This is a genomic window from Micromonospora sp. 050-3 (assembly GCF_046549335.1).
Taxonomy (GTDB): Bacteria; Actinomycetota; Actinomycetes; order Mycobacteriales; family Micromonosporaceae; genus Micromonospora; species Micromonospora trifolii.
On record NZ_JAJPVX010000002.1, the window covers coordinates 1,886,173 to 1,907,541 of the forward strand.

The 21,369-nt window shown below is 71.1% G+C and carries 17 protein-coding genes; 9 read left to right on the forward strand and 8 right to left on the reverse strand.

Annotation, left to right across the window (positions count from 1 at the left end):
• Positions 1 to 32 precede the first annotated feature (32 nt).
• From ACLJOK_RS23735 to ACLJOK_RS23750, 4 genes are read right to left on the reverse strand one after another with little or no spacing between them, the layout of a single operon-like run.
• A complete protein-coding gene (locus ACLJOK_RS23735) occupies positions 33 to 1,016 on the reverse strand; it encodes an amino acid ABC transporter permease (RefSeq protein ID WP_410820833.1) in 984 nt (327 codons plus the stop codon).
• Positions 1,013 to 1,720, reverse strand: a complete 708-nt coding sequence (locus tag ACLJOK_RS23740) for an amino acid ABC transporter permease (protein ID WP_410820834.1) — start codon at positions 1,718 to 1,720, stop codon at positions 1,013 to 1,015. Before ACLJOK_RS23740 ends, ACLJOK_RS23735 begins: the two co-directional genes overlap by 4 nt.
• Positions 1,721 to 1,761: 41 nt before the next feature.
• The gene (locus ACLJOK_RS23745) at positions 1,762 to 2,640 is read right to left on the reverse strand and encodes a glutamate ABC transporter substrate-binding protein (protein ID WP_410820835.1); all 879 of its coding nucleotides are present in this window, start codon (positions 2,638 to 2,640) and stop codon (positions 1,762 to 1,764) included.
• 56 nt (positions 2,641 to 2,696) lie between these two features.
• Positions 2,697 to 3,452, reverse strand: coding sequence for an amino acid ABC transporter ATP-binding protein (locus tag ACLJOK_RS23750; protein WP_238660654.1), 756 nt, complete (start codon positions 3,450 to 3,452; stop codon positions 2,697 to 2,699).
• Between the two features lie 195 nt (positions 3,453 to 3,647).
• Between ACLJOK_RS23750 and selD the strand changes: the two genes are divergently transcribed.
• On the forward strand, positions 3,648 to 4,637 hold the full coding sequence (selD, locus tag ACLJOK_RS23755) for a selenide, water dikinase SelD (RefSeq protein WP_410820836.1): 990 nt from the start codon (positions 3,648 to 3,650) through the stop codon (positions 4,635 to 4,637).
• Between the two features lie 230 nt (positions 4,638 to 4,867).
• Positions 4,868 to 5,347: a hypothetical protein gene (locus ACLJOK_RS23760; RefSeq protein WP_238681830.1), complete on the forward strand. Its 480-nt coding sequence runs from the start codon at positions 4,868 to 4,870 to the stop codon at positions 5,345 to 5,347.
• Between the two features lie 49 nt (positions 5,348 to 5,396).
• On the opposite strand, the gene ACLJOK_RS23765 is transcribed toward ACLJOK_RS23760, so the two are convergent.
• Positions 5,397 to 5,645 carry a DUF2277 family protein gene (locus tag ACLJOK_RS23765; protein WP_238681829.1) on the reverse strand — a complete coding sequence of 83 codons (249 nt, stop codon included), beginning with the start codon at positions 5,643 to 5,645 and terminating at the stop codon, positions 5,397 to 5,399.
• Positions 5,646 to 5,808: 163 nt separating this feature from the next.
• On the opposite strand from ACLJOK_RS23765, the gene ACLJOK_RS23770 reads away from it, so the two are divergent.
• From ACLJOK_RS23770 to fxsT, 6 genes are read left to right on the forward strand one after another with little or no spacing between them, the layout of a single operon-like run.
• Entirely contained in the window at positions 5,809 to 5,997 is a 189-nt protein-coding gene (locus ACLJOK_RS23770) for a hypothetical protein (protein ID WP_354941896.1), read from the forward strand.
• 30 nt (positions 5,998 to 6,027) lie between these two features.
• Positions 6,028 to 8,337: an FxsB family cyclophane-forming radical SAM/SPASM peptide maturase gene (locus ACLJOK_RS23775; protein ID WP_410820837.1), complete on the forward strand. Its 2,310-nt coding sequence runs from the start codon at positions 6,028 to 6,030 to the stop codon at positions 8,335 to 8,337.
• Entirely contained in the window at positions 8,321 to 9,145 is an 825-nt protein-coding gene (locus tag ACLJOK_RS23780; protein WP_410820838.1) for an aminoglycoside N(3)-acetyltransferase, read from the forward strand. Before ACLJOK_RS23775 ends, ACLJOK_RS23780 begins: the two co-directional genes overlap by 17 nt.
• A gap of 52 nt (positions 9,146 to 9,197) precedes the next feature.
• Positions 9,198 to 9,857 carry a TIR-like protein FxsC gene (locus ACLJOK_RS23785; protein WP_410820839.1) on the forward strand — a complete coding sequence of 220 codons (660 nt, stop codon included), beginning with the start codon at positions 9,198 to 9,200 and terminating at the stop codon, positions 9,855 to 9,857.
• A complete protein-coding gene (locus ACLJOK_RS23790) occupies positions 9,854 to 11,125 on the forward strand; it encodes a TIR-like protein FxsC (protein ID WP_410820840.1) in 1,272 nt (423 codons plus the stop codon). Before ACLJOK_RS23785 ends, ACLJOK_RS23790 begins: the two co-directional genes overlap by 4 nt.
• On the forward strand, positions 11,122 to 14,991 hold the full coding sequence (fxsT, locus tag ACLJOK_RS23795; protein WP_410820841.1) for an FxSxx-COOH system tetratricopeptide repeat protein: 3,870 nt from the start codon (positions 11,122 to 11,124) through the stop codon (positions 14,989 to 14,991). The genes ACLJOK_RS23790 and fxsT overlap by 4 nt, the downstream gene beginning before the upstream one ends.
• 55 nt (positions 14,992 to 15,046) lie before the next feature.
• Here fxsT and ACLJOK_RS23800 read toward each other — a convergent pair whose 3' ends face one another.
• Entirely contained in the window at positions 15,047 to 15,955 is a 909-nt protein-coding gene (locus ACLJOK_RS23800; protein ID WP_410820842.1) for an alpha/beta fold hydrolase, read from the reverse strand.
• A 220-nt stretch (positions 15,956 to 16,175) separates the two neighbouring features.
• Here ACLJOK_RS23800 and miaB point away from each other — a divergent pair, with 220 nt between their 5' ends.
• Complete coding sequence (gene miaB / locus ACLJOK_RS23805) at positions 16,176 to 17,669, forward strand: tRNA (N6-isopentenyl adenosine(37)-C2)-methylthiotransferase MiaB (RefSeq protein WP_410820843.1); 1,494 nt, start codon at positions 16,176 to 16,178, stop codon at positions 17,667 to 17,669.
• A gap of 48 nt (positions 17,670 to 17,717) precedes the next feature.
• Here the strand turns inward: miaB and ACLJOK_RS23810 are convergent, their stop codons facing one another.
• The gene (locus tag ACLJOK_RS23810) at positions 17,718 to 19,067 is read right to left on the reverse strand and encodes a cellulose binding domain-containing protein (protein WP_410820844.1); all 1,350 of its coding nucleotides are present in this window, start codon (positions 19,065 to 19,067) and stop codon (positions 17,718 to 17,720) included.
• A 236-nt stretch (positions 19,068 to 19,303) separates the two neighbouring features.
• The gene (locus ACLJOK_RS23815) at positions 19,304 to 20,887 is read right to left on the reverse strand and encodes a cellulase family glycosylhydrolase (RefSeq protein ID WP_410821575.1); all 1,584 of its coding nucleotides are present in this window, start codon (positions 20,885 to 20,887) and stop codon (positions 19,304 to 19,306) included.
• Positions 20,888 to 21,369: the final 482 nt, after the last annotated feature.

Sequence of the window (21,369 nt, forward strand, 5' to 3'; positions counted from 1 at the left end):
TCGGGGCGGCCTTTTGGTCGGTACGGCGTGGCTCAGGCGCCGCCTCCGCCGCCTCCGCCGCCGCCCTCGGCCTGGGAGACCAGGGCCGCCGGCGGCGGGTTCTGCGCCGGGGTGCCGGCGGTCTTGCGGCCTCGGGCGAGCCGCCGCTGGACGTACTGGGCGAGCTTCGACAGCGAGTAGTTCACCACGATGAAGAGCACGGCGATCACGACGTAGACCTGGATCGGGTTGCCCAGCACGCCGATGATCTGCTTGCCGATGTTCAGGGTCTCCTCGTAGCTGATGATGAACCCCAGCGAGGTGTCCTTGAGCACCACGACCAGTTGGCTGATCAGTGCCGGCAGCATGATCCGGAAGGACTGCGGCAGCAGGATCATCCGGGTGGTCTGCGCCGGGGACAGCCCGATGGCGGCCGCGGCCTCCCCCTGGCCGCCGGGCAGCCCCTCCATGCCGGACCGGAGGATCTCGCCGATCACCACCGAGTTGTAGATGGTGAGGCCGATGACCAGGTACCAGAGGTTGTCGAAGTAGAGACCGAACTCGGGAAAGCCTCTGGCCACGAAGAAGATGGTGATCACGACGGGCAGGCCGCGGAACACCTCGACGCAGACCCGGGTGACCGCCGACAGCAGGGTGCTCACGCCACGCAGCAGGTAGGCCACCGGCGTTGCCAGACCGGTGAACCGGAGCCGGTTCAGGCTCTTGAGCTGGATGCGCAGGACGGCGAGCAGTGTGCCCAGCACCAGCGAGGAGACGACGGCCAGAGCCGCCGCGATCAGGGTGTTCTTGAAGCCGAGGCCGATCCGGTCCCATACCTGGGAGAAGTTCTCGTTGGAGGGGTCGAGCAGCGGCCCCCACAGCTCCATCGAGAGCTGGCCCTTCTCGTCCAGGGGCTGGTAGATCAGGAAGTAGGCCCCGACGAGCAGGACGACGCCGGCGACGATGCTGCTGATCAGGGTGATCCGCCGCTGCCGGGGCCCGGGGACGTCGTAGAGGACGCTGGTCTGCTGACTCATCGGGCCACCGCCTGTCGCTTCTCGATCCGGTCCAACAGGGCGCCGAGCGGCACGGTCATGATCAGGTAGCCGAGCGAGATGCCGATGGCGACCGGGACGAAGGCGTAGCCCTCGGCCCCGGTGAGCTGGTCGGCCGTGGCCGACAGGTCGCCGACCACCCCGAAGAAGCCGGCCAGTGCCGAATTCTTGATCATCGCGATGATCACCGAGCCGAGCGGCACCACGGAGGCCTGCCAGGACTGCGGCAGCACCACGTGGCGCAGGTTCTGCCCGAAGGTCAGGCCCAGTGACCGGGCCGCCTCCGCCTGGCCGGCGGGCACCGCGTTGACCCCGGAGCGCAGTGCCTCACAGACGAACGCGGCGGTGTAGAGCACGAGGGCGATCAGCGCGAACCGGAAGTACGGAAGATCGGTGCCGAGCCGGGTGAACAGCGAGTCGATCAGCGGGATGCGGAGGAAGTCCGCGTTGGAGCCGAGCGCCGGCAGGCCGAACGCGGCGAAGAACATCACCACGGTCAGCGGCATGTTGCGGAAGACGTTGACGTAGCTGGTGCCGAGCGCGCGTAGCGGCGGCACCGGTGAGATGCGCAGCACCGCCACGATGGCGCCTAGGACGAGGGCACCGATCGCGGCGAGGATGCAGATCTGGAGGGTGAGCCAGAAACCACCCGCAAAGACGTCGAACTTGTCGATGAGCACGTTCACGGGTCGGTGTTCCTCCCCACCCTCCAGATCGAAGGATCAGATCAGTAGCGGTTGATGGTGGGCGCCGAGCCCAGTTCCGCGCCGAACTTGCCGGCGGTGCCGTCCCAGGCCTTCTTCCAGCTGCCGTCCGAGACCGCCTTGTCCAGCGTGTCGTTGATGAAGCTGCGGAAGTCCGCGTCCTCCTTCTTCACGCCGATGCCGTACGGCTCCTTGGTGAAGTTGCTGCCGGCCAGCTTGAACGACGCCTCGTCCTTGGCGATGTAGCCGAGCAGGATCACGTTGTCAGTGGTAACGGCGTTGACCTGGCCGCCCTTGAGGGCGTCCCGGCACTTGTCGTAGGTGTCGAAGAGCACCAGCTGGGAGCCGACGTCCTTGACGTACTGCTTGATCGTCTCGGCCGGGGTGGAGCCGGTGACGGAGCAGACCTTCTTGGTGCCGTCCTTGAACGAGTCCGGACCGGTGATGGTCGTGTCGTCCTTCTTGACCAGGATGTTCTGGCCGGCCTCGTAGTACGGGCCCGCGAAGGCGATCCGCTCCTTGCGCTTGTCGTTGATCGTGTAGGTCGCGGCGACCAGGTCGACAGTGCCGTTGACGATGACGTCCTCGCGGACCTTCGAGGGGGCCTCGACCCACTCGATCTTGTCCTCGGGGATGCCGAGCTCCTTGACGATGATCTTGGCAATCTCGACGTCGAAGCCCTCCGGCTTGCCGGAGAGGCCCTTCAGGCCGAAGCCGGGCTGGTCGAACTTGGTGCCGACCTTGATCTTCTGGGCCTTGTTCAGCTTCTCCATGGTGCTGCCGGCGGTGAAGGACTTGCTGCCAGCGCCGGTGCCCTCCCCGCCGTCGTCGCCACCACAAGCGGTGAGGCCGAGCGCCAGAGCGGCGACCGCGGCGACTGCCGCAACGCGCTTGATACGCATACTCTTCTCCTTCTTCAACGGAGCCCACCGAGTACGGCGCGCTCCACTACGGACGCCTAGTGCGTGAGGATCTTGGAGAGGAAGTCTCGGGCCCGCTCGCTGCGGGGGTTCGCGAAGAACTCCGCCGGTGGGGCGTCCTCGACCAGTTGCCCGTCGGCCATGAAAATGACCCGGTTCGCCGCGTGCCGGGCGAAGCCCATCTCGTGGGTCACCACGACCATCGTCATGCCGTCGCTGGCCAGCGAGGTCATCACGTCGAGCACCTCGCCGACCATCTCCGGGTCCAGGGCGCTGGTGGGCTCGTCGAAGAGCATCGCCTTGGGCTGCATGGCCAGCGCCCGGGCGATGGCCGCCCGCTGCTGCTGGCCGCCGGAGAGTTGGGCCGGGAACTTGTCCGCCTGGTTGGCGATGCCGACCCGGTCCAGCAGGGCCAGGCCGCGCTCGCGGGCGGCGGCCGGCTTCTCCTTGCGGACCTTGATCGGGCCGAGGGTGACGTTCTCCAGGATGGTCTTGTGCGCGAAGAGGTTGAAGGACTGGAAGACCATGCCCACCTCGCTGCGCAGCTTCGCGAGGGGCTTGCCCTCGGCCGGCAGCGGCTGACCGTCGAAGGTGATGGTGCCCGAGTTGATCGGTTCCAGTCGGTTGATCGTGCGGCACAGCGTCGACTTGCCGGAGCCGGACGGGCCGATGACCACGACCACCTCGCCCCGACCCACCGACAGTGAGACGTCGTCCAGCACGTGCAGCGGCCCGAACCACTTGTTGACCGCGTCCAGCACGATGAGCGGTTCGCCCGTCGTCACGTCGTCCACCGTCCCCTGTCGTCTCCCGGATCGGGGTCGGTTGACCCCCGGTGCGGCCACTGTAGGCGGCCTGATGTGGCAGAACGCAACCCAGCGGGTCACGGAGCGGTAACACCGGTCACGATCGTTCTCGGGCGTCCGATTTCGGTCACCGACTGGGTGGTCGTGGTGGCGATCGTGGCGCCTTGTCGAGATCATGGGGGGATGACCGAACCCGTACGGTTGACCAAGTACGCCCGCGGCGGTGGCTGCGCCTGCAAGATCCCGCCGGGCGAGCTGGAGATCATGGTGGCCGGTCTCGGCCCGGCGACCGGCACCGCCGAGTTGCTGGTCGGGCTGGACCACGGCGACGACGCGGCAGTGGTGCGCCTGGATGAGCGGACCGGCCTGGTCAGCACCGCCGACTTCTTCACCCCGGTGGTCGACGACGCCTACGACTGGGGTCGGATCGCCGCGGCCAACGCGCTCTCCGACGTGTACGCGATGGGCGGCACCCCGCTGGTGGCCCTCAACCTGCTCTGCTGGCCGCGCGACGTGCTGCCGCTGGAGTTGGCCCGTGAGGTGTTGCGCGGCGGCCAGGACGTGGCGCGGGAGGCCGGCTGCCACCTGGCCGGCGGGCACAGCGTGGACGACGACGGCCCGAAGTATGGTCTCGCGGTCACCGGCACGGTCCGACCGGAGGAGCTGATCACCCTCGACGCCGGGCGGGCCGGGGTCCCGTTGTCGCTGACCAAGCCGCTCGGGGTGGGTGTGTTGAACACCCGGCACAAGGCGACCGGGGAGAGCTTCCCGGAGGCGGTGGCCACGATGAGCGCGCTCAATCGGGACGCCGCCCGCGCGGCTGTCGCCGCCGGCATTCGGTGCGGCACCGACGTGACCGGGTTCGGGCTGCTCGGGCACGCCTCGAAGTTGGCCCGGGCCAGCCAGCTCACGGTGGCCATCGACACCGCCCGGGTGCCCTATCTGGCCGGCGCCCATGAGGCGCTGCGCGACGGGTTCGTCAGCGGCGGCAGCCGGCGCAACCTGGAGTGGGTGACCCCGTGGACCGACTTCGGCGCGGCGGACGAGGCCGAGCGGCTGCTGCTGGCCGACGCGCAGACCTCCGGTGGGCTGCTGGTCGCCGGCGAGGTGCCCGGCGCTCCCGTGGTGGGCGAGTTGCTGCCTCTGGGAGAGCACCGGGTGGTCCTGCGCTGATCAAGGGCGGTCGACCCGCGGCAGGACACGCGGTGGCGGTGGCGCGAATGGCGCACCATACCCGATAAACTGTCACCTTCCCGCTACTCCGAGCAATGCCGCTCAGGGAAATTTTGCCCGGAATGGTCACAGACCGGTAACTTGCCCCCGGCTGGGGTCAAATGCCCCCCACCATCGTGTGTAAGGCCCGATCCGGAGGCCGGTGGGGACGAACGCAGCGAGGAGGCGGAATGACCGAGCTGTGGAACTGGAGAATCGACGGGGCTCAACCCGTGGAGGTCTACCCGGCGCTGGCCGAGGCGCTTGGTCGGGTGGTGATGCCGCTGGCGGTGGCCGACCCGGCGCGGCTGCCGGCGTACGCGGTGGTGTGTGACGTCTGGCAGGCGCCGGGCGAGTTCTCGACGGTGGTGGACTGCTACGGGGTGCCGGAGCAGCTCTCCGAGCACGCGAGCATCGCGGCACTGGCCCGATTGCTGGGCCGCAACTGCCTGTTGCGCGACGACACGCTCGACGCGGGCCGGCACCTGCTCGTCGCCCCGGACGGCACGGTCCGTCCGGTGCACTTCGACGTGCGGGACACCGAGGACGGCGAGGTGCTCAGCAGGCTGCGGCTCTGCTCGCTGGGCGACCCGGGTTGCCGGGGCTGGTCGCAGTGTCACCGCTCGCGCTGGGCGCCCGACACTGTCGCCCCGGCGCTCGCCGCGGCCTGACCCTCCCCAGGGTCAGGCCCGGCCGGGGTGCCGTGCCGGTGGGCGGCGGTCAGTTGGCCGCGGTGGCCGACCGGTCCGTGGTGCCCGATCCGGCACCGCGCACCACCAGTTGGTCGAGCAGGGTGCGCGTCGCCTCGGCCACGGCGGCCACCGCGGCGTCGAAGGCGGCGGCGTTGTGCGCGGCGGGCGTCCGGAAGCCAGAGATCTTCCGGACGTACTGCAACGCCGCCGCCTCGACGTCCGCGTCGGTCACCTGCGGGGTGAACGGTTCACGCAGCGTCTTGATGCTCCGGCACATGTCAGCTCCTCCTCCGTCCACCGCCATGTGCCACTCGCCGTGCCGGCGGTGGTACCGACGGTGACACTGGGTCGATACTTGTCTATCCTGGTCACGGACCAGAGCCGTTCGAGCCACAGCCGCCGCTTGCGCTCCCAGCGCCCCGGGCCCCCGGAGACTCATTGTGGACCATGCCCCCACCCGCCCATCCCGTCCCGACCTAGACGATCTCACCCGTAGCCTGCACATTCCGCTGGAACGGATCGCCGTCGAGCACGCCGATCTGATCGAGGCGGTGCGCAGCCGCGTCGTCACTAACGACTCCGTGCCGTCCGGCATCGTGGCCGTCGCCGCCTTCAACTCGTCCATCTGAGTGATGGTCTGCCGGTGCGGTCCGCCCGGAGTGGGCGGATCCTGCCGGCGGATCAGCCAGTTCGTGCTGAAGGTGCACAGCCGGTGCGACCTCAGCTGCGACCACTGCTACGTCTACCAGCACGCCGACCAGACCTGGCGCGGCCGTCCGGCGCGGATGCCGCCGGCCACCGTCCAGGCCGCCGCACGACGCATCGCCGAGCACGCCCGCGAGCACGAGTTGCCGATCGTGCACGTGGTGCTGCACGGGGGTGAGCCGCTGCTGCTGGGGGCCGCCGGGTTACGGGAGGTGCTCGCCGAGCTGCGCACGGCCATCACCCCCTGGGCGCGGCTCGACCTGCGCATGCAGACCAACGGCGTGCTGCTCGACGAGGAGCTGTGCCGGCTGTTCGTCGAGTACGACGTGCGGGTCGGGGTCTCCTTCGACGGCGACCGTGCCGCCAACGACCGCCACCGGGTCTTCGCGCACGGCGGCAGCAGCCACGACCTCGTCCGGCGGGCGCTGGCCCTGCTCCGACGGCCGGAACACAGCGCCAGCTACGCCGGCATCCTCTGCACGATCGACGTCCGCAACGATCCCGACCGGGTGTACGAGGCGCTGCTGGCCGAGAGCCCGCCCCGGGTCGACCTGTTGCTGCCCCACGCCACCTGGGACAACCCCCCGCAGCGCCCCGGCCCCGAGCCCACCCCGTATGCGGACTGGCTGGGGCGGGTGCACCGGCGGTGGGTGGACGACGGGCGCCTGATGTCGATCCGGATGTTCGAGGCGCTGCGCCCGGGTGGCGGCGGCACCGAGGCGTTCGGCCTCGCGCCGGCCGACGTGCTGGTCATCGAGGCGGACGGCAGTTGGGAACAGGTCGACTCGCTGAAGACCGCGTACCACGGCGCGGCCGGCACCGGGTTCGACGTGTTCGACCACTCGGTGGACGAGGTTGCGCGCCACCCCGGGGTCGCCGTCCGGCAGGACGGCGTGGACGGGCTCTGCGCGACCTGCCGGGCCTGCCCGGTGGTCGACCGGTGCGGCGGCGGCCTGTACGCCCACCGCTGGCGCACGGGCTCCGGCTTCGACAACCCCTCGGTGTACTGCGCCGACCTGCTCCGCCTGATCGACACAGTGGACGCCTACCCGCCGCCCACCCCACCCGCGTCGGGGGACGGGTCGACCACCTCGCCCGTCGACGAGTTGCTGGACGACCTGGCGACCGGGCACGGGTCGGCGTCGACGCTCGCGCTGCTCGCCGACACCCAGCTCTCCATCACCCGGGCGCTGCTGGCTGCCTGCCGGGACGGGTCCGGCACCACTGCCGCCTGGGAGTTGCTCGTCCACCTCGATGAGGTGGCGCCGGAGGCGGTCCGGGCGATCCTGGCGTACCCCTTCGTCCGGCCCTGGTTGGTGCATCGCCTCGACTCGTCGGCCCCGCACGGCCTCGGCGCGGCAGTCGACCCACTGCCGGCCCTCGCCATCGCCGCGGCGCTGCGGGCCGGCGTTCCGGCCGCGTTGCACGTCCCGGTGCGGGCCGACACGATCACGTTGCCCATGCTCGGCAGCCTGGTGTTGCCCGGCCTGGGGAAGAGCGCCGAGGTGACCATCCGGCCCGGCGAGTTCCAGGTCCGCGGCGGGTCGGTCGCGCAGACTGTGGTCCTCGATCCGATGGCGCCGCCGTCGACCGGCTGGTTTGCGACAGGGGACGTGTCGGTGCCCGGTGGCCGGTTGCGCCTTGAGGACGGCGACCCGTACCGCGACTGCTACGGCCAGCCGGTGGAGTCCCGCCTGGACGTTCCGGCGGCGCGGGCGTTGGGCCGTACCCTGGCGGCGGCCTGGCGGGTCGTGCACCGGGACGTGCCGGCGCACGCGGCGGCGCTCGACGGCGGCCTGCGTGCCGTCGTCCCGTTGGCGCCCGACCCGGCGCGACCCCTGCGGAGCGCGACCGCCCGGCACGCGTTCGGCGCGGTCGCCGTCACCCCTCATCCCGACCCCGAGACGATGGCGGTGCTGCTCGTGCACGAGTGGCAGCACGCGAAGCTGGGTGCGGTGCTCGACCTGTACGACCTGGTCGAACCCGGGCAGGGCCTTCGGATCAGGGTGCCCTGGCGCCCCGACCCGCGGCCACCGGAGGGCGTCCTCCAGGGGGTGTACGCGCACCTCGCCGTCACCCAGGTCTGGCAGTCCCGGGCGGCCACCGACGATCCGGACGCGTCGGCGCACGCGGCCCACTTCCTGGGGTGGACCCGGGACGGCGTCGACGCGCTGCTGGCCAGCCGGTCGCTCACCGCGGCGGGTGAGCGGTTCGTCGGCCAGTTGCGCGACGCCCTGGAGGAGACCCGTGTCGGGTCCAGATGAGCACCCACCGCCCAGACTGGGCCGTCCCCGCCTCGCCGACGACCTGCGGGCGTTGGGCGTACGCCCGGGGGTGTGCCTGCTGGTGCACTGCGGCCTGCGCCGGGTGGGCCCGCTGGAACATGGCCCGGCGACCCTCGCCGGCGCGCTGCGCGACGTCCTCGGCCCGGCCGGCACGCTGCTGGTGCCCACCCACACCGACGGCAACTCGACCACCTCCCGGGCCCACCTGGCGGCCACCGCCGGCATGGACCGGGCACAGCGCGAACGGTACGAGGCGGCGCTGCCGGGCTGGGACCGCCGGACCACCCCCGCGCAGCGGATGGGCGCGCTCGCCGAGTACGTCCGGTGCACCCCCGGTGCCGTGCGCAGTGATCATCCACAGACCTCGTTCGCTGCGCTCGGCCCCCGGGCCCGGCAGCTCACCGACGGCCATGACCTCAGCTGTCACCTGGGGGAACGCTCACCGGTCGGCGGCCTCTACGCGTCGGACGGGCAGATCCTGCTGCTCGGCCTCGGCTACGAGGCGTGCACCGGCCTGCACCTGGCCGAGTACCGGCTGCCGGCGCCGCTACCCGAGCGCGACTACCACTGCTTCCGGCTCGTCGACGGGCGGCGAGTGCGCCTCGACTTCCGGGCTCTCGACCTGGACGACCGGGACTTCCCGACGGTGGGTGCCGCCCTCGACGACACGCCGTTGGTGCGGCACGGTCGGGTGGGGCGGGCCAACGCCCGACTGCTGCCGGCGCGGGCCGCTGTCGACTTCGCGACTGGTTGGTTCGCCACGAACCGGTTGGCGGCGCGACGTTGACGCGGGGACTACGCTGATGTTCCGGCCGCGTGGGGAGGGCGGAGGGGCTGCGGTGAGCACACTGGACGCACCCTCCCAAGCACGCGCCCCACTCTTCTTCATCAGCTATTCGCGGGCGCCGGTCGGCCGAGCCACCGGCAAACCCGCCGAGTACGTCTCCCGTTTCTTCGAGGACCTCTCCGTCCACGTCAGCGAGCTGGTCGGCCCGGTGACCGGAGTGGACGCCGGCTTCCTGGACAGCTCCATCGCCGGTGGTGAACGCTGGAGCCCGGAGCTTCTCCAGGCCGCCGGCACCTGCCAGGTCTTCGTCCCGCTGGTCTCCAGCGCGCTGCTCGGCAGCGACTGGTGCGGCCGGGAGTGGGACGCGTTCTCCCGCCGACGGATCACCCCGCGACACAGCTCCGCCTCGGTCCACGAGACGGCGATCGTGCCGGTCACCTGGTCGCCGACGAACGGCACGGCGCTGCCTCGGGTGCTCCGCGACATCCAGCGCTTCACCCCGACCGCGATGCCGGATCCCGACATCGCGGTGCACTACCAGCGGGACGGGGTCTACGGCTTGCTGACCATGCAGTGGGAGAACGCGTACCGGGCGGTGGTCTGGCGCCTCGCGCAACGGATCGTGGCCATCCACCGGTCGTACCTGGTCGAACCCTGGGTGCCGGCGAGCGTGGACGAGCTGTGCAACCGGTTCGCCGAGGAGCCGGAGTGAGCTCCCCGACGGCCCGGCGTCGGCCGGGGGCGCGCGGGACGTACTTCTTCCTGAGTTACGCCCACTCGGCGCCGCCGCCAGGCGGCCGGGCCGACGCCGACGTCTGGGTCGGCCAGTTCTTCGCGGACCTGACCGACGAGGTGCGGCGCCAGGCGCGACCGGTCGCCGGGATGCGGATCGGCTTCTTCGACCAGCACATCCCGTTGGGCGCCGACTGGAAGGCCGCCCTCGCCGAGGCGCTCGGTGACGCCGAGGTCTTCGTTCCGCTCTACTCACCCGGCTACTTCAGCCGCCCCTGGGCGCTGGGGGAGCAGGAGTCCTTCCGGGCCCGACTGGCCGCCGCCGGGTCGGCCCGGCTCACCGCCGGCCACCTCACCCCGGTGCTGTGGATCCCGTTCCCCCCGTGGGAGGCCCACCCGGAGCTGGACGGCGCCCTGGACCTGGGCCGGGACGTCCCGGAGTACGCGGCGGACGGCCTGCGCGCGTTCTGCATGCTGGCCTCCTACCGGGCCCAGTACGAGCTGATGCTGAGCCGCCTGGCGAGCCGGATCGTGCACACCGCCGAGCGGCGACCGATGGGCCCGTCACGGGCGCCCGGCCTGGACGAGGTGGTCCGTCCGGCGCCGACCGACCCGGACTTCGTCGTCGCCGTCCTGGCCCCGACCCGCGACCGGCTGCCGACCGATCGCGACCCCGCCGGCTACGCCGCCAGCGGCCGGCTCTGGCGGCCGTACGGGCGCAGCCAGCAACTGCCCGCCGCCGAGTACGCGGTCAGCACCGCCGAGCGGCTTGGGCTGTCGGCCCGTACCGAGGACTTCGCGCAGGCCTCCACGATGCTCGATCGGCGCCCGGCCGTGCTGTTGGTCGACCCGTGGATCGCTGCGACGCCGGACGCGGCAGCGGTCCTCGCCCGCATGCTGCGCGGCCTGCGGGAGTGGGTCGTTCCGCTGGTGGTCACCGACGACGACGACAGTCAGGACGCCACCCGCTGGGCCACCGAGGTGACGCAGCTGCTGCACGACGCCGGTCTGCCCCAGGTGAAGCGGGCGTGCAACATGCCGGAGTTCGTCGACCTGATGCCGGCGCTGGTCACCGAGGCGCGCCGGCAGTTCCTCAAGTACGGCCCGGTCGTCCCCTTCGAACCACCGCCGGAGCCGGTGCCGAGCCTGCGGGACGGCCTGCCCGCCGCCGGCTCGACCGCTTCCACCGACCCCGCGTCCCCGCCTGATGATCCGGCCCCACCGCGTCCCCACGGAGAAAACCGATGAACAACGATCGCGAAGGCCAGGTCGTCACCTTCTACTCGTTCAAGGGTGGGACGGGCCGGACGATGGCGCTGGCCAACGTGGCCTGGATCCTGGCGGCCAGCGGCCGGCGGGTGCTCGTCGCCGACTGGGACCTCGAGTCACCCGGTCTGCACCGCTTCTTCCACCCGTTCCTCGACGCCGAGGCGATCCAGGGCACCAGCGGCGTGATCGACATGATCCGCGACTACGAGTGGGAGACCACACGGGTCGACGACCGACCGGACCGCTGGATGGAGCAGTACGCCCGGGTCGGGCGGCACGCGTTCTCGCTGCGCTGGAACTTCCCCGACGGCGGCGGCCTCGACTTCCTCTCCGCCGGCCGGCAGAACAGCGACTACGCGGTCTCGGTGAGCGGGCTGGACTGGGACAACTTCTACAACCGGCTGGGCGGGGCGCAGTTCTTCGAGGCGCTGCGCGCGGACATGAAGCGCCAGTACGACTTCACCCTGATCGACAGCCGGACGGGGTTGAGCGACGTCGCCGACATCTGCACCCTGCACCTACCGGACACCCTTGTCGACTGCTTCACGCTCAGCGACCAGGGCATCGACGGCGCGGCCCGGGTGGCGCACTCGGTTCGGGACCGGTACCGGCGGCGTGACATCCGGGTCCTGCCGGTGCCGATGCGGGTCGACCAGGCCGAGAAGGAGCGGGCCGAGGCGGGTCGCCTGCTGGCCATGCGCCGGTTCGCCGGGTTGCCGGCCGGCATGACCGAGGCGGAACGGCGGCGTTACTGGGCCGCGGTGGAGGTGCCGTACCGGCCGTTCTACGCGTACGAGGAGACCCTCGCGACGTTCGGCGACCCGCCGGGCTCGCCGACGTCGCTGCTTGCCGCGTTCGAGACGTTGACCGGGATCCTCACCGACGGCGCGGTGACCGCGTTGCCGCTGATGGACGAGTCGGTGCGGGAGCGGGGCAAGGCCCGGTTCCGCCGACGCACCGAGGCGATCGACGACCAGATCGTGCTCCGGTACGCGCCGGAGGACGCCATCTGGGCCGAGTGGCTGGAGCGGGTGCTCAGCTCGGCCGGGCTGCGGGTGGTGGAGCCCACCGCCGCCGTCGGGTCCGCCGGCACGCCGGCCCCGCGCACGCTGACAGTTGTCTCACCGGCCTACGTGGCGACGCCGTCCGGTGGTCTGCCCGACCGGGACACGAGCACCGGTTCCACGGCCCTGGCCGTGTACGTCGCCGACCTGCGCCCGCTGGCCGAGTTCCCGTCGCAGAGCTCCACCAACCTGGTGAACGTGAGCGCCGCTACCGCCGTGGAGCGGGTCTTGCGGCTGGTCGGCCGGCCGGTGCCGTCGTCGGCGGACGGGCCGGCGGGCGGGGCCACCCGTTATCCCGGCACCGAGCCGTTGATCTTCAACGCCCCCAACCGGAACGCTCGGTTCACCGGCCGTGAGGACGACCTGGCGCGTCTGCGCGCGCAGTTGCAGAGCGGGGGCAGCGCTGTGGTGCTGCCGGTCGCCCTCCAGGGCATGGGCGGCGTCGGTAAGACGCAGGTGGCTCTGGAATACGTGCACCGGTTCAAGGCCGCGTACGACGTGGTCTGGTGGATCGTGGCGGACCCGCCGCAGTTCGTCGACACCGCCCTCGCCGACCTCGCCAGTCGCCTCGGCATCCTCGTCGGGCCGACCCTGCCCGACACGGTCCGGTCGGTGCTCCAGGTGCTCGGCCGTGGCGAGCCGTACGAGCGGTGGCTCGTCGTACTGGACAACGCCGAAGAGCTCGACCAGATCGAGCCGTTCCTGCCGCAGGGCCCCGGGCACGTCCTGCTGACCTCCCGCAACCGCGCCTGGGGTGACCGGGCGAACCCGATCCAGGTAGACGTCTTCGACCGCACCGAGAGCGTGGCGCACCTCGCCCAGCGGGTGCCGACGATCAGCGCCGAGGAGGCCGACCGGGTGGCCGAGGCGCTCGGCGACCTGCCGATCGCTGTGGCCGCGGCGGGCGCCTGGCTCGCCGACACCGGCACGTCGGTCGCCGACTACCTGCGGCAGATCGAGCGGCACGGCCCCAGCGCCCTCTCCGTGGAGGCGACCTGGGACCTGTCGCTCAACCGGCTGCTGGAGCAGGCGCCCGCCGCGTACCGGCTGTTGCAGCTCTGCTCGGTGCTGGCCCCGGAGATCGCCCTCGAACTCATCTACAGCGACGAGATGGCGGCGGCCCTCGTGCCGTTCGACCCGTCGGTGTCGGAGCGGCTCGTGCGCGGCGCCCTGGTCCAGCAGATCAACCGCCTGGCACTGCTCAAACTCGATGTCCAGGGCGGTCGGGTCCAGGTGCACCGGCTGTTGCAGGCGGTGGTCCGCGACCGGATGACCGACGACGAGATCGTCGCCGCCCGACACCAGGTGCACCTGGTGCTGGCCGCGTCCCGGCCCCGTGGCGACGTCGACGACCCGACCACCTGGGCCCGGCTGCGCATGCTCTGGCCGCACCTGGAGGTCTCCGAGGCGCTGACCTGCCCGGACGAGCCGGTGTGTCAGCTGCTGATCGACCGGGTCCGTTATCTGTGGCAGCGCGGCGGTCTGGACCAGGCCGACGCGTTCAGCCAGGAGGTGGACGACACCTGGAGCGCCCGGCTCGGCGACACGCACGACGAGGTCGAGGCGTCGGCGCTCGGCCGCCAGCTGCTGCACCTGCGGTTCAACCGGGCGAACATCCTGCGCAGCCTGGGCCGGTTCAACGAGGCCCGGGACCTGGACGAGGCGGTGCTGGCCGAGCAACGCCGGCTGCTGGGCCCGCTGCACCCGCACAGTCTGATGACCGCCGGCAGCCTCGGCGGTGACCTACGGGCGCTCGGCCGCTACGCCGAGGCCCTGGAACGGGACCGGTCCACCTACGCCTCCTGGCTCCAGGTGTTCGGCGAGGACCACCCCCGGACGTTGAGCGCGGCCAACAACCTCGCCGTCTCGTACCGGCTGGTCGGCGACTACCGGTCGGCGCGTCGCTGGGACGACGAGGTGCACCAGCGGCGGCGGCTGGTGCTCGGCCCCACGCATCCCTACACCCTCGTCTCCGCCGTGCGGCTGGGCAGCGACCTGCGGGAGGCTGGCGAGTACGAGAGGTCGGCCACCCTGCTGCGCACCGTGTACGACACGTACTGTGAGGTGCTCGGGCCGGATGACGGCCAGAGTCTCGCCGCTCAGGTCAACCTGGCGGTGTCCCTGCGCAGCTCCGGTCGGGGCAGCGAGGCCGCGCCGATGTTCGAGACGGCCTACCGCGAGCTCGACGAACGCTTCGGGGCGGACAACCCGGACACTGTGGCGTGCCGGTCGAGTCGCGCGGCGAACCTGCTGGCCGTCGGCGACGCGGCTCGGGCGCTGACCGAGATGAACGCCGTGCGGGTGGCGTTCGAGGAGCAGCTCCGGCTCGGCCCGGAGCACCCGCACGCCCTGGCGACGGTGAGTAACATCTCGGCGGCGGAGCGCGCGCTCGGGCGCAGGTCGGACGCGCTCGCGTCGGCGTCCCGGGCGGTCGGCGAGTTGCGCAAGGTGCTTGGTCCGGACCACCCGCACACCCTCGCGGCGGAGGTCAACCAGGCGGTGTGTCTCGCCGAGGAGGGTGACTGGGAGTCGGCGCGGGACCGGCTGCGGGAGGCCGCCGGCCGATTGGCCGCGGTGATCGGTGCGGACCACCCCGACACGCTGCGCTGCCTCGGCGATCTCGCCCTGGTGGCGAGGCGGGCCGGCGACGGCCCGGCCACCGAGGACGTCGGCGCCGTGGCGGACCGGTTGGCCGAGGTGATCGGTCTGGAACATCCCACCGTGCAGACCCTGCGCGAACGGCGGTTCGTGGTCCGGGTGATCGACCCACACACCATCTGAGCGGGTCGTTCGGTGGGCGGTCCGGCGGTCCGGGCCGGCCCGCCGGTCCGGACGCTCAGAGTTGCGGGCTGGTCGCGAGGTCCGGCGTGGCCAGCCAGGTCAGGGTCTGCGGCAGGATCTCCACCGCCCCGAAGTGCGCGGCGCCGGGCTGCACCTGCACCTCGGCGCGCGGAATCCGCGAGGCGAGCCAGTGGGAGTGCTCCACCGGGGAGAAGCGGTCCTGTTCGCCGTGCCAGAGCCGGACCTCCGCGCGGATGGCACCCAGGTCGAACCCCCAGCCGCGCCGGATCGCCAACACGTCGTCGATCCAACCCTCGGGGCCGTGTCGTAGCGCCTCGGAGTACATGTCGGTGAGCAGTCGGCGGATCGCGACGTCGTCGACGACCCGGATGTCCTCGTCGGGCAGCTGGGGGCGGAGGAAGTCCAGCAGCGTCATCGGGTCCCGGCGGGCCTCGTCCGCGCGAACCTTCAGGTTGAGCGTCAGCTCGGCCAGGTCCTCGTCGGCCTGCCCGTAGTCCTCCACGTTCGATTCCGCCATGCCCGCGTACCAGTCCAGGTCGGGCGCGCCGGCCGGGGCGAGCCCCACCAGCACGGCAGCCCGGGTGACCCGGTCCGGCAGCAGCGCGGCGCAGGCCAGGGCGTGTGGCCCGCCACCGGATCGGCCCACCACCGCGAACCGGTCGATGCCGAGGTCGTCGGCGATCGCCGCCACGTCGGCGGCGGCGTCGGCCACCCGCCGACCCTCGTGCCGGTCGGAGTCGCCGTACCCGGGTCGGTCGTAGCAGACAAGGTGCACGCCGAGGCGGTAGACGACGATGCCTCTGGGTCGGGGGCCGCTGCGGCTGCCCGGGGTGCCGTGCAGCAGGAAGACCGCCGGCCCGTCCGGCGCTCCCGAGGTCTCCACCGCGAGGTGCCGCCCGTCCGGGGTCGTGACGGTGCGCTGTGTCGCATCTTGTCGCGTCACGGTTGGCCTCCCGCGGGTCGTCATGTGCTCCCCCGTGAACGGAGCCGCGCATCGTCGGCGCCGAGTGCAAAGCCCCCGAAATCGCCCAGAACACATCCTTGTTGTGCAGCGTACTGCCCGTCGTGGATGCCCGCCATGGGCCAGCGGGTCAATGCCGGTGGGTCGGGCCTCCCGAACGGGCCGCTACCCTGGTAGCCCGAGGGGAAGGGGCACCAAGAGGGTGGCTAGGACCTACAACGTCGTGACGTACGGCTGCCAGATGAACGTGCACGATTCTGAGCGGATCTCCGGCCTGCTCGAACAGGCCGGTTACGTGCGCGCGGTGCCGACCGACGACACCCCGGACATCGTCGTCTTCAACACCTGCGCGGTGCGGGAGAACGCGGACAACCGGCTCTACGGCAACCTCGGTCGCCTGCGCCCGGTCAAGGACAAGCACCCCGGGATGCAGATCGCTGTCGGCGGCTGCCTGGCCCAGAAGGACCGCGGCGACATCGTCCGCAAGGCCCCCTGGGTGGACGTGGTCTTCGGCACCCACAACATCGGCGCGCTGCCGGTTCTGCTGGAGCGGGCCCGGCACAACGCCGCCGCCGAGGTGGAGATCCTGGAGTCCCTAGACGTCTTCCCGTCCACGCTGCCCACCCGCCGCGAGTCCACGTACGCCGGCTGGGTGTCGATCTCGGTGGGGTGCAACAACACCTGCACGTTCTGCATCGTGCCGGCGCTGCGCGGCAAGGAGAAGGACCGGCGCCCCGGCGACATCCTCTCCGAGGTGCGCGCCCTGGTCGACGAGGGCGTGCTGGAGGTGACCCTGCTCGGGCAGAACGTCAACTCGTACGGCGTGGAGTTCGGCGACCGGTACGCGTTCGGCAAGCTGCTGCGGGCCTGCGGCGACATCGACGGGTTGGAGCGCGTGCGCTTCACCAGCCCGCACCCGAAGGACTTCACCGACGACGTGATCGCCGCGATGGCCGAGACGCCGAACGTCTGCCACTCGCTGCACATGCCGTTGCAGTCCGGCTCCGACGACGTGCTCCGGGCGATGCGCCGGTCCTACCGCTCCGAGCGCTACCTGGGGATCATCGAGAAGGTCCGCGCGGCGATGCCGGACGCGGCGATCACCACCGACATCATCGTCGGCTTCCCCGGTGAGACCGAGGCCGACTTCCAGCGCACCCTGGACGTGGTCCGGGAGGCCCGGTTCTCCTCGGCCTTCACCTTCCAGTACTCGAAGCGGCCCGGCACCCCCGCCGCGACAATGGACGACCAGCTGCCCAAGCAGGTCGTGCAGGAACGCTACGAGCGGTTGATCGCCTGCGTCGAGGAGATCACCTGGGCGGAGAACAAGCGCCTCGTCGGGGAGACCGTCGAGGTGCTGGTCGCTGTCGGCGAGGGCCGCAAGGACGAGCGGACCGGCCGGATGTCCGGTCGGGCCCGCGACGGTCGACTGGTGCACTTCGCGACCGAGACCGCCGACGGGGAGTCCCTGGCCGGTCAGATCCGGCCGGGCGACATCGTGCACACCACTGTCACCTACGCCGCCCCGCACCACCTGAACGCCGACGGCGCGCCGGTGGCGCACCGACGCACCCGGGCCGGCGACGCGGCCGAGGCGGGTCGCTCCCCGCGTACCCCTGGGGTGTTGCTCGGTCTGCCGACGATCGGCGCGCCGCCGGTCGCGGCCGCTCCCGCCGCCGGCTGCGCCACCCACTGACCGCACGGAAGGGCCCCTGGACGAGGGGCCCTTCCGCGAGAGGCTGAGTCAGACGGTGATCCGGCCGGCGCCGGCGCCCGCCGTCACGATGGACTTGACGTTGCTCGCGGTGTCCAGCTGGTAGGAGTACGGGATGCTGGCCACGCTGCCGCCGGCCTGGCCGGTGGGCGAGTTGACGAAGTGGTTGTTGCGGGCGACCAGGCTGCCGGGCCCCGAGTCCCCCTCACCGAGGTGGTACGGGTCGTCGACGTTCTCGAAGTAGTTGCCCTCGACGAGCACTCCGGCGTTCTCGGTGGACGCCACGCCGTAGCCGCCGTTGGCCCGGTAGTAGTTGTTGTACACGTGCACCGGGTTGCCGAAGCGCACCCGGGGGTTGCGCTGGTTGCTGCCGTCGAACCAGTTGTGGTGGTAGCTCACCCGCAGGTGACCGACGTCCTGGCTGGCGTTGTCGTCGCTGTGGCCGAGCAGCATTGTCTTGTCGTGGCTGAAGACCCGGTTCCACGAGACGGTGACGAAGTCCGAGCCGCGCTTGATGTCGACGGCCCCGTCGTACCCGTTGCTGAAGCTGTTGTGGTCGATCCAGATGTTGGTGGCCGACTCCTGCACGTTGATCGCGTCGTCGTTCCAGCTGCGGAAGGTCAGGTTGCGGATGATCACATTGCGGTCACCGCTGACGTTGAACCCGCAGCCGGCGATGGTCGCGCCGTAGTTGCCGAGGATGGTCTTGTTGGACCGGACCCGCAGCATGCCCGAGCAGGTGATCGTTCCGGACACCCGGATCACCGCGGCGCCGGTCGCGTTCAGCGCGCTGGTCAACGCCGAGGCGGTGGTGACGGTGGTGGTGGCCGCGTTGCCGCCACCGGTGGTGCCGCCGTTCTGGGTGGCCCAGCCGACAAGCGTCGACGGCGGCTGCGTGCTGGGCGGGGGAGTGCTCGACGGTGGCGGGTCCGTCGGCGGCGGGGTGGTCGGTGTGGTGCTGCCGGTGCAGGCCACGTTGTTCAGGCTGAAGCTGCTCGGAACCGGGTTGCTGGAGCTGTTCCAACTCGCGTTGAAGCCGAACGTGGCGCTGGCGTTGGTCGCGAGGGTGCCGTTGTAGTCGACGTTTGTCGCGGAGACCTCGCTGCCACTCTGCGAGGCGGTTGCGCCCCACGCCTGGCTGACCTGCTGACCGGCCCCGTACGACCAGCGCAGCGTCCACCCGGAGACCGGGTCGCCGAGGTTGGTGACTGTGACGTTGCCGGTGAACCCGCCCGGCCACTGGCTGGCGACCGAGTAGGCCACCTGGCAGCCGGCGGCCGCCTGGGCGGACACGGAGGTCAACAGCCCGGCGGTGACCAGTGCGGCGGTGGCTACGGCAGTGGTGGCGATCAGCGTCATTCGACGCCGTCCTGTGCGCATGCTGCTCCCTTTCGATGAGGCGGACGGAGGTGTCGCGACGCCCATGCCCGTGGGCGGCGAATCTCGGCCGGGACCAGTGGTCCTCGGGCCCGCCAGTGCAGGTTCGTGAAGGAAAGCGGCTCCCGCGCTCGCGCCGACCGACGAAGAGGCAAGCGCTTTCCCGATAAAAGCATAGAAGGACCTCGATGTAAATGGCCGGGACGGCCGATGCGGTGCGCACCGGCCGTCCCGGTCGATCAGCAGCTGGTGCCGCTGAGTTTCACAGTGCCCGGCGCGTTCGCGGTGCCGTTGGCGGTGAAGCCCACGGTGACCGAACCGCCCGCCGGCAGGGACTGAGCGTGGCTCGGAGCCGCTGCGGTGACCGTCGTACCGGACTGCGTGACGGTGGCGTTCCAGCCACTGCCCAACGTCACCCCGGACGGCCAACTCCAGGTGACCGACCACGGGTTCACCGCGCCCGAGCCGGTGTTCTTCACTGTCAACTCGCCCTGGAAGCCGCCCTGCCAGGCGTTGACCTGCCGGTAGGTGGCCGTGCAGGCGCCGGCCGGCGGGTCCGTCGGGCCACCGGTCGGCGGCCCGCTGGTGCCGCCACCCGACGGCGCGATCAGGTACGGCTGAAGGATCGCCTGCTTGGCGGTGTTGACGTTCGTCCAGTCGTCAAGCGCGATGCCGCCGGTGTCACCCGAGTTGGGGTTCCACGACCAGTAGGTGAAGGACATACCGGTCACCCCGGTCCCGGTGTACGCCATCAGCTTCTCCAGCCACACCTTGTCCTTCGGGTCGACGAGGGTGCTGCCGAACTCGCCCATCATGATCGGCGCGATGTTCTGCTTGTAGAGGTAACCGAAGTACTTGTCCCAGATGGCCGGCATGTTCGCCGGGTAGTCCGGGGCGTCGAACCAGGTCTGCCGGTACACCGAGGTGGCGTACTCGTGCGGTGAGTAGACCAACCGGTTCGCCACGCTCAGCCGGACCGGGAACTGCCCCGCCTTCGACAGGTTGCCGCCCCACCAGCCGCAGTCCTCGTCGTTGCTGGTGTCGCCGTCCCAGACGTTGGAGAGGCCGCCGCTCGGGCAGCTCACCCCCTCCACGAAAATCAACCAGTTGGGCTGGACGCCGAGGATGGCGTTGCCGGCCCGCTCGGCGGCGAGCCGCCAGTCCCGGGTGGTGTCGCCACAGCCCCAGCACGCGCCGGTGGCCGCCGGGTTGGTGCCCTCCGCGTGCGGCTCGTTGTGCAGGTCGGCGCCGATCACCGTCGGGTTGCCCGCGTACCGTTGGGCGAGCATCTTCCAGTCGTTGATCCAGGTCGCCTCGGACACCGTCGACGTGTACCAGAGCGGCGACTGCCCGGCCGCCGTCGGCCGGTGCCGGTCCAGGATGATCCGCATGCCCTTGCTGCCGGCGTAGTCGATCACCTTGTCCAGGATCTGCAACGGCGACAGCCCGATCAGGTCCGGGTTGACGAAGTCGTTGATCCCACTGGCGGTCGCGCCCGGCTTCAGCGCGTCGTTCGAGTACGGCACCCGCAACGTGTTGTAACCCAGCCGGGCCATCGTGTCGAGCTGTCCCCGCCACGGGTTGTTCGACCACAGCCCGTGGAAGGTCTTGTTGTCGGTCTCCATGCCGAACCAGTTGATGCCGGTCAACCGGACCGTCGCGCCGGTGCTGTCCACGATCTGGTTGCCACTGGTATGCAGATAACCCGTACCGGTTCCAGCGGCGACGGCCGGGCTGGTGCTGACGGCGGCGGCGAGGAACACGCCGGCCGCGACGGTGACGAGCGCGGTGAGCGCGCCGCCGAGAGCTTTAGGACGGAACAATTCGAGCTCCACTTCGGAGGTCCGGCGCCGTCCAGAGACGACGCCGGCGGGCGGCCGTCCGCACGTCACGGCCCCCAGGGGTACGCGGACAGTGCGCGACGGCCATGTCACGCGGACGTGGTCACTCGCGGAAGCTCACCGGCGACCCTCGACGGCGGATGTTCCGCCTTCGTCGCCCTCGTGCCGGTGGCCCTACCTGGCTCCGTCGCTCATTCTGATCAGCCCACGTCAATGCGTCAACTGTCCCGCCCCGCTGCGCCCCGCGCGCCCTCGCCCCCATGATCACGCTCGATCCTGGATGTAGTGGCTTTCCGCCGCTTCGTGGCCACTACATCGTGGATCGGGCATGACCTTGGTGGCCGCACGCACCCCGAACCCTGCTCCGGGCGGTCAGACACGGGTTTTGTCGTCAAGATCCGCGCCACATCAGGGATGTTGCTGCCTCCCGCGCATCGGAGGCAGCAACATCCGGGAAGTTGCTC

Bases quoted from the DNA above. Each gene is read 5' to 3' on its own strand.
- ACLJOK_RS23810 (WP_410820844.1), bottom strand. From the start codon at position 19,067: ATGCGCACAGGACGGCGTCGAATGACGCTGATCGCCACCACTGCCGTA.
- ACLJOK_RS23765 (WP_238681829.1), bottom strand. From the start codon at position 5,645: ATGTGCCGGAGCATCAAGACGCTGCGTGAACCGTTCACCCCGCAGGTG.
- ACLJOK_RS23760 (WP_238681830.1), top strand. From the start codon at position 4,868: ATGACCGAGCTGTGGAACTGGAGAATCGACGGGGCTCAACCCGTGGAG.
- selD (WP_410820836.1), top strand. From the start codon at position 3,648: ATGACCGAACCCGTACGGTTGACCAAGTACGCCCGCGGCGGTGGCTGC.
- ACLJOK_RS23735 (WP_410820833.1), bottom strand. From the start codon at position 1,016: ATGAGTCAGCAGACCAGCGTCCTCTACGACGTCCCCGGGCCCCGGCAG.
- ACLJOK_RS23745 (WP_410820835.1), bottom strand. From the start codon at position 2,640: ATGCGTATCAAGCGCGTTGCGGCAGTCGCCGCGGTCGCCGCTCTGGCG.
- fxsT (WP_410820841.1), top strand. From the start codon at position 11,122: ATGAACAACGATCGCGAAGGCCAGGTCGTCACCTTCTACTCGTTCAAG.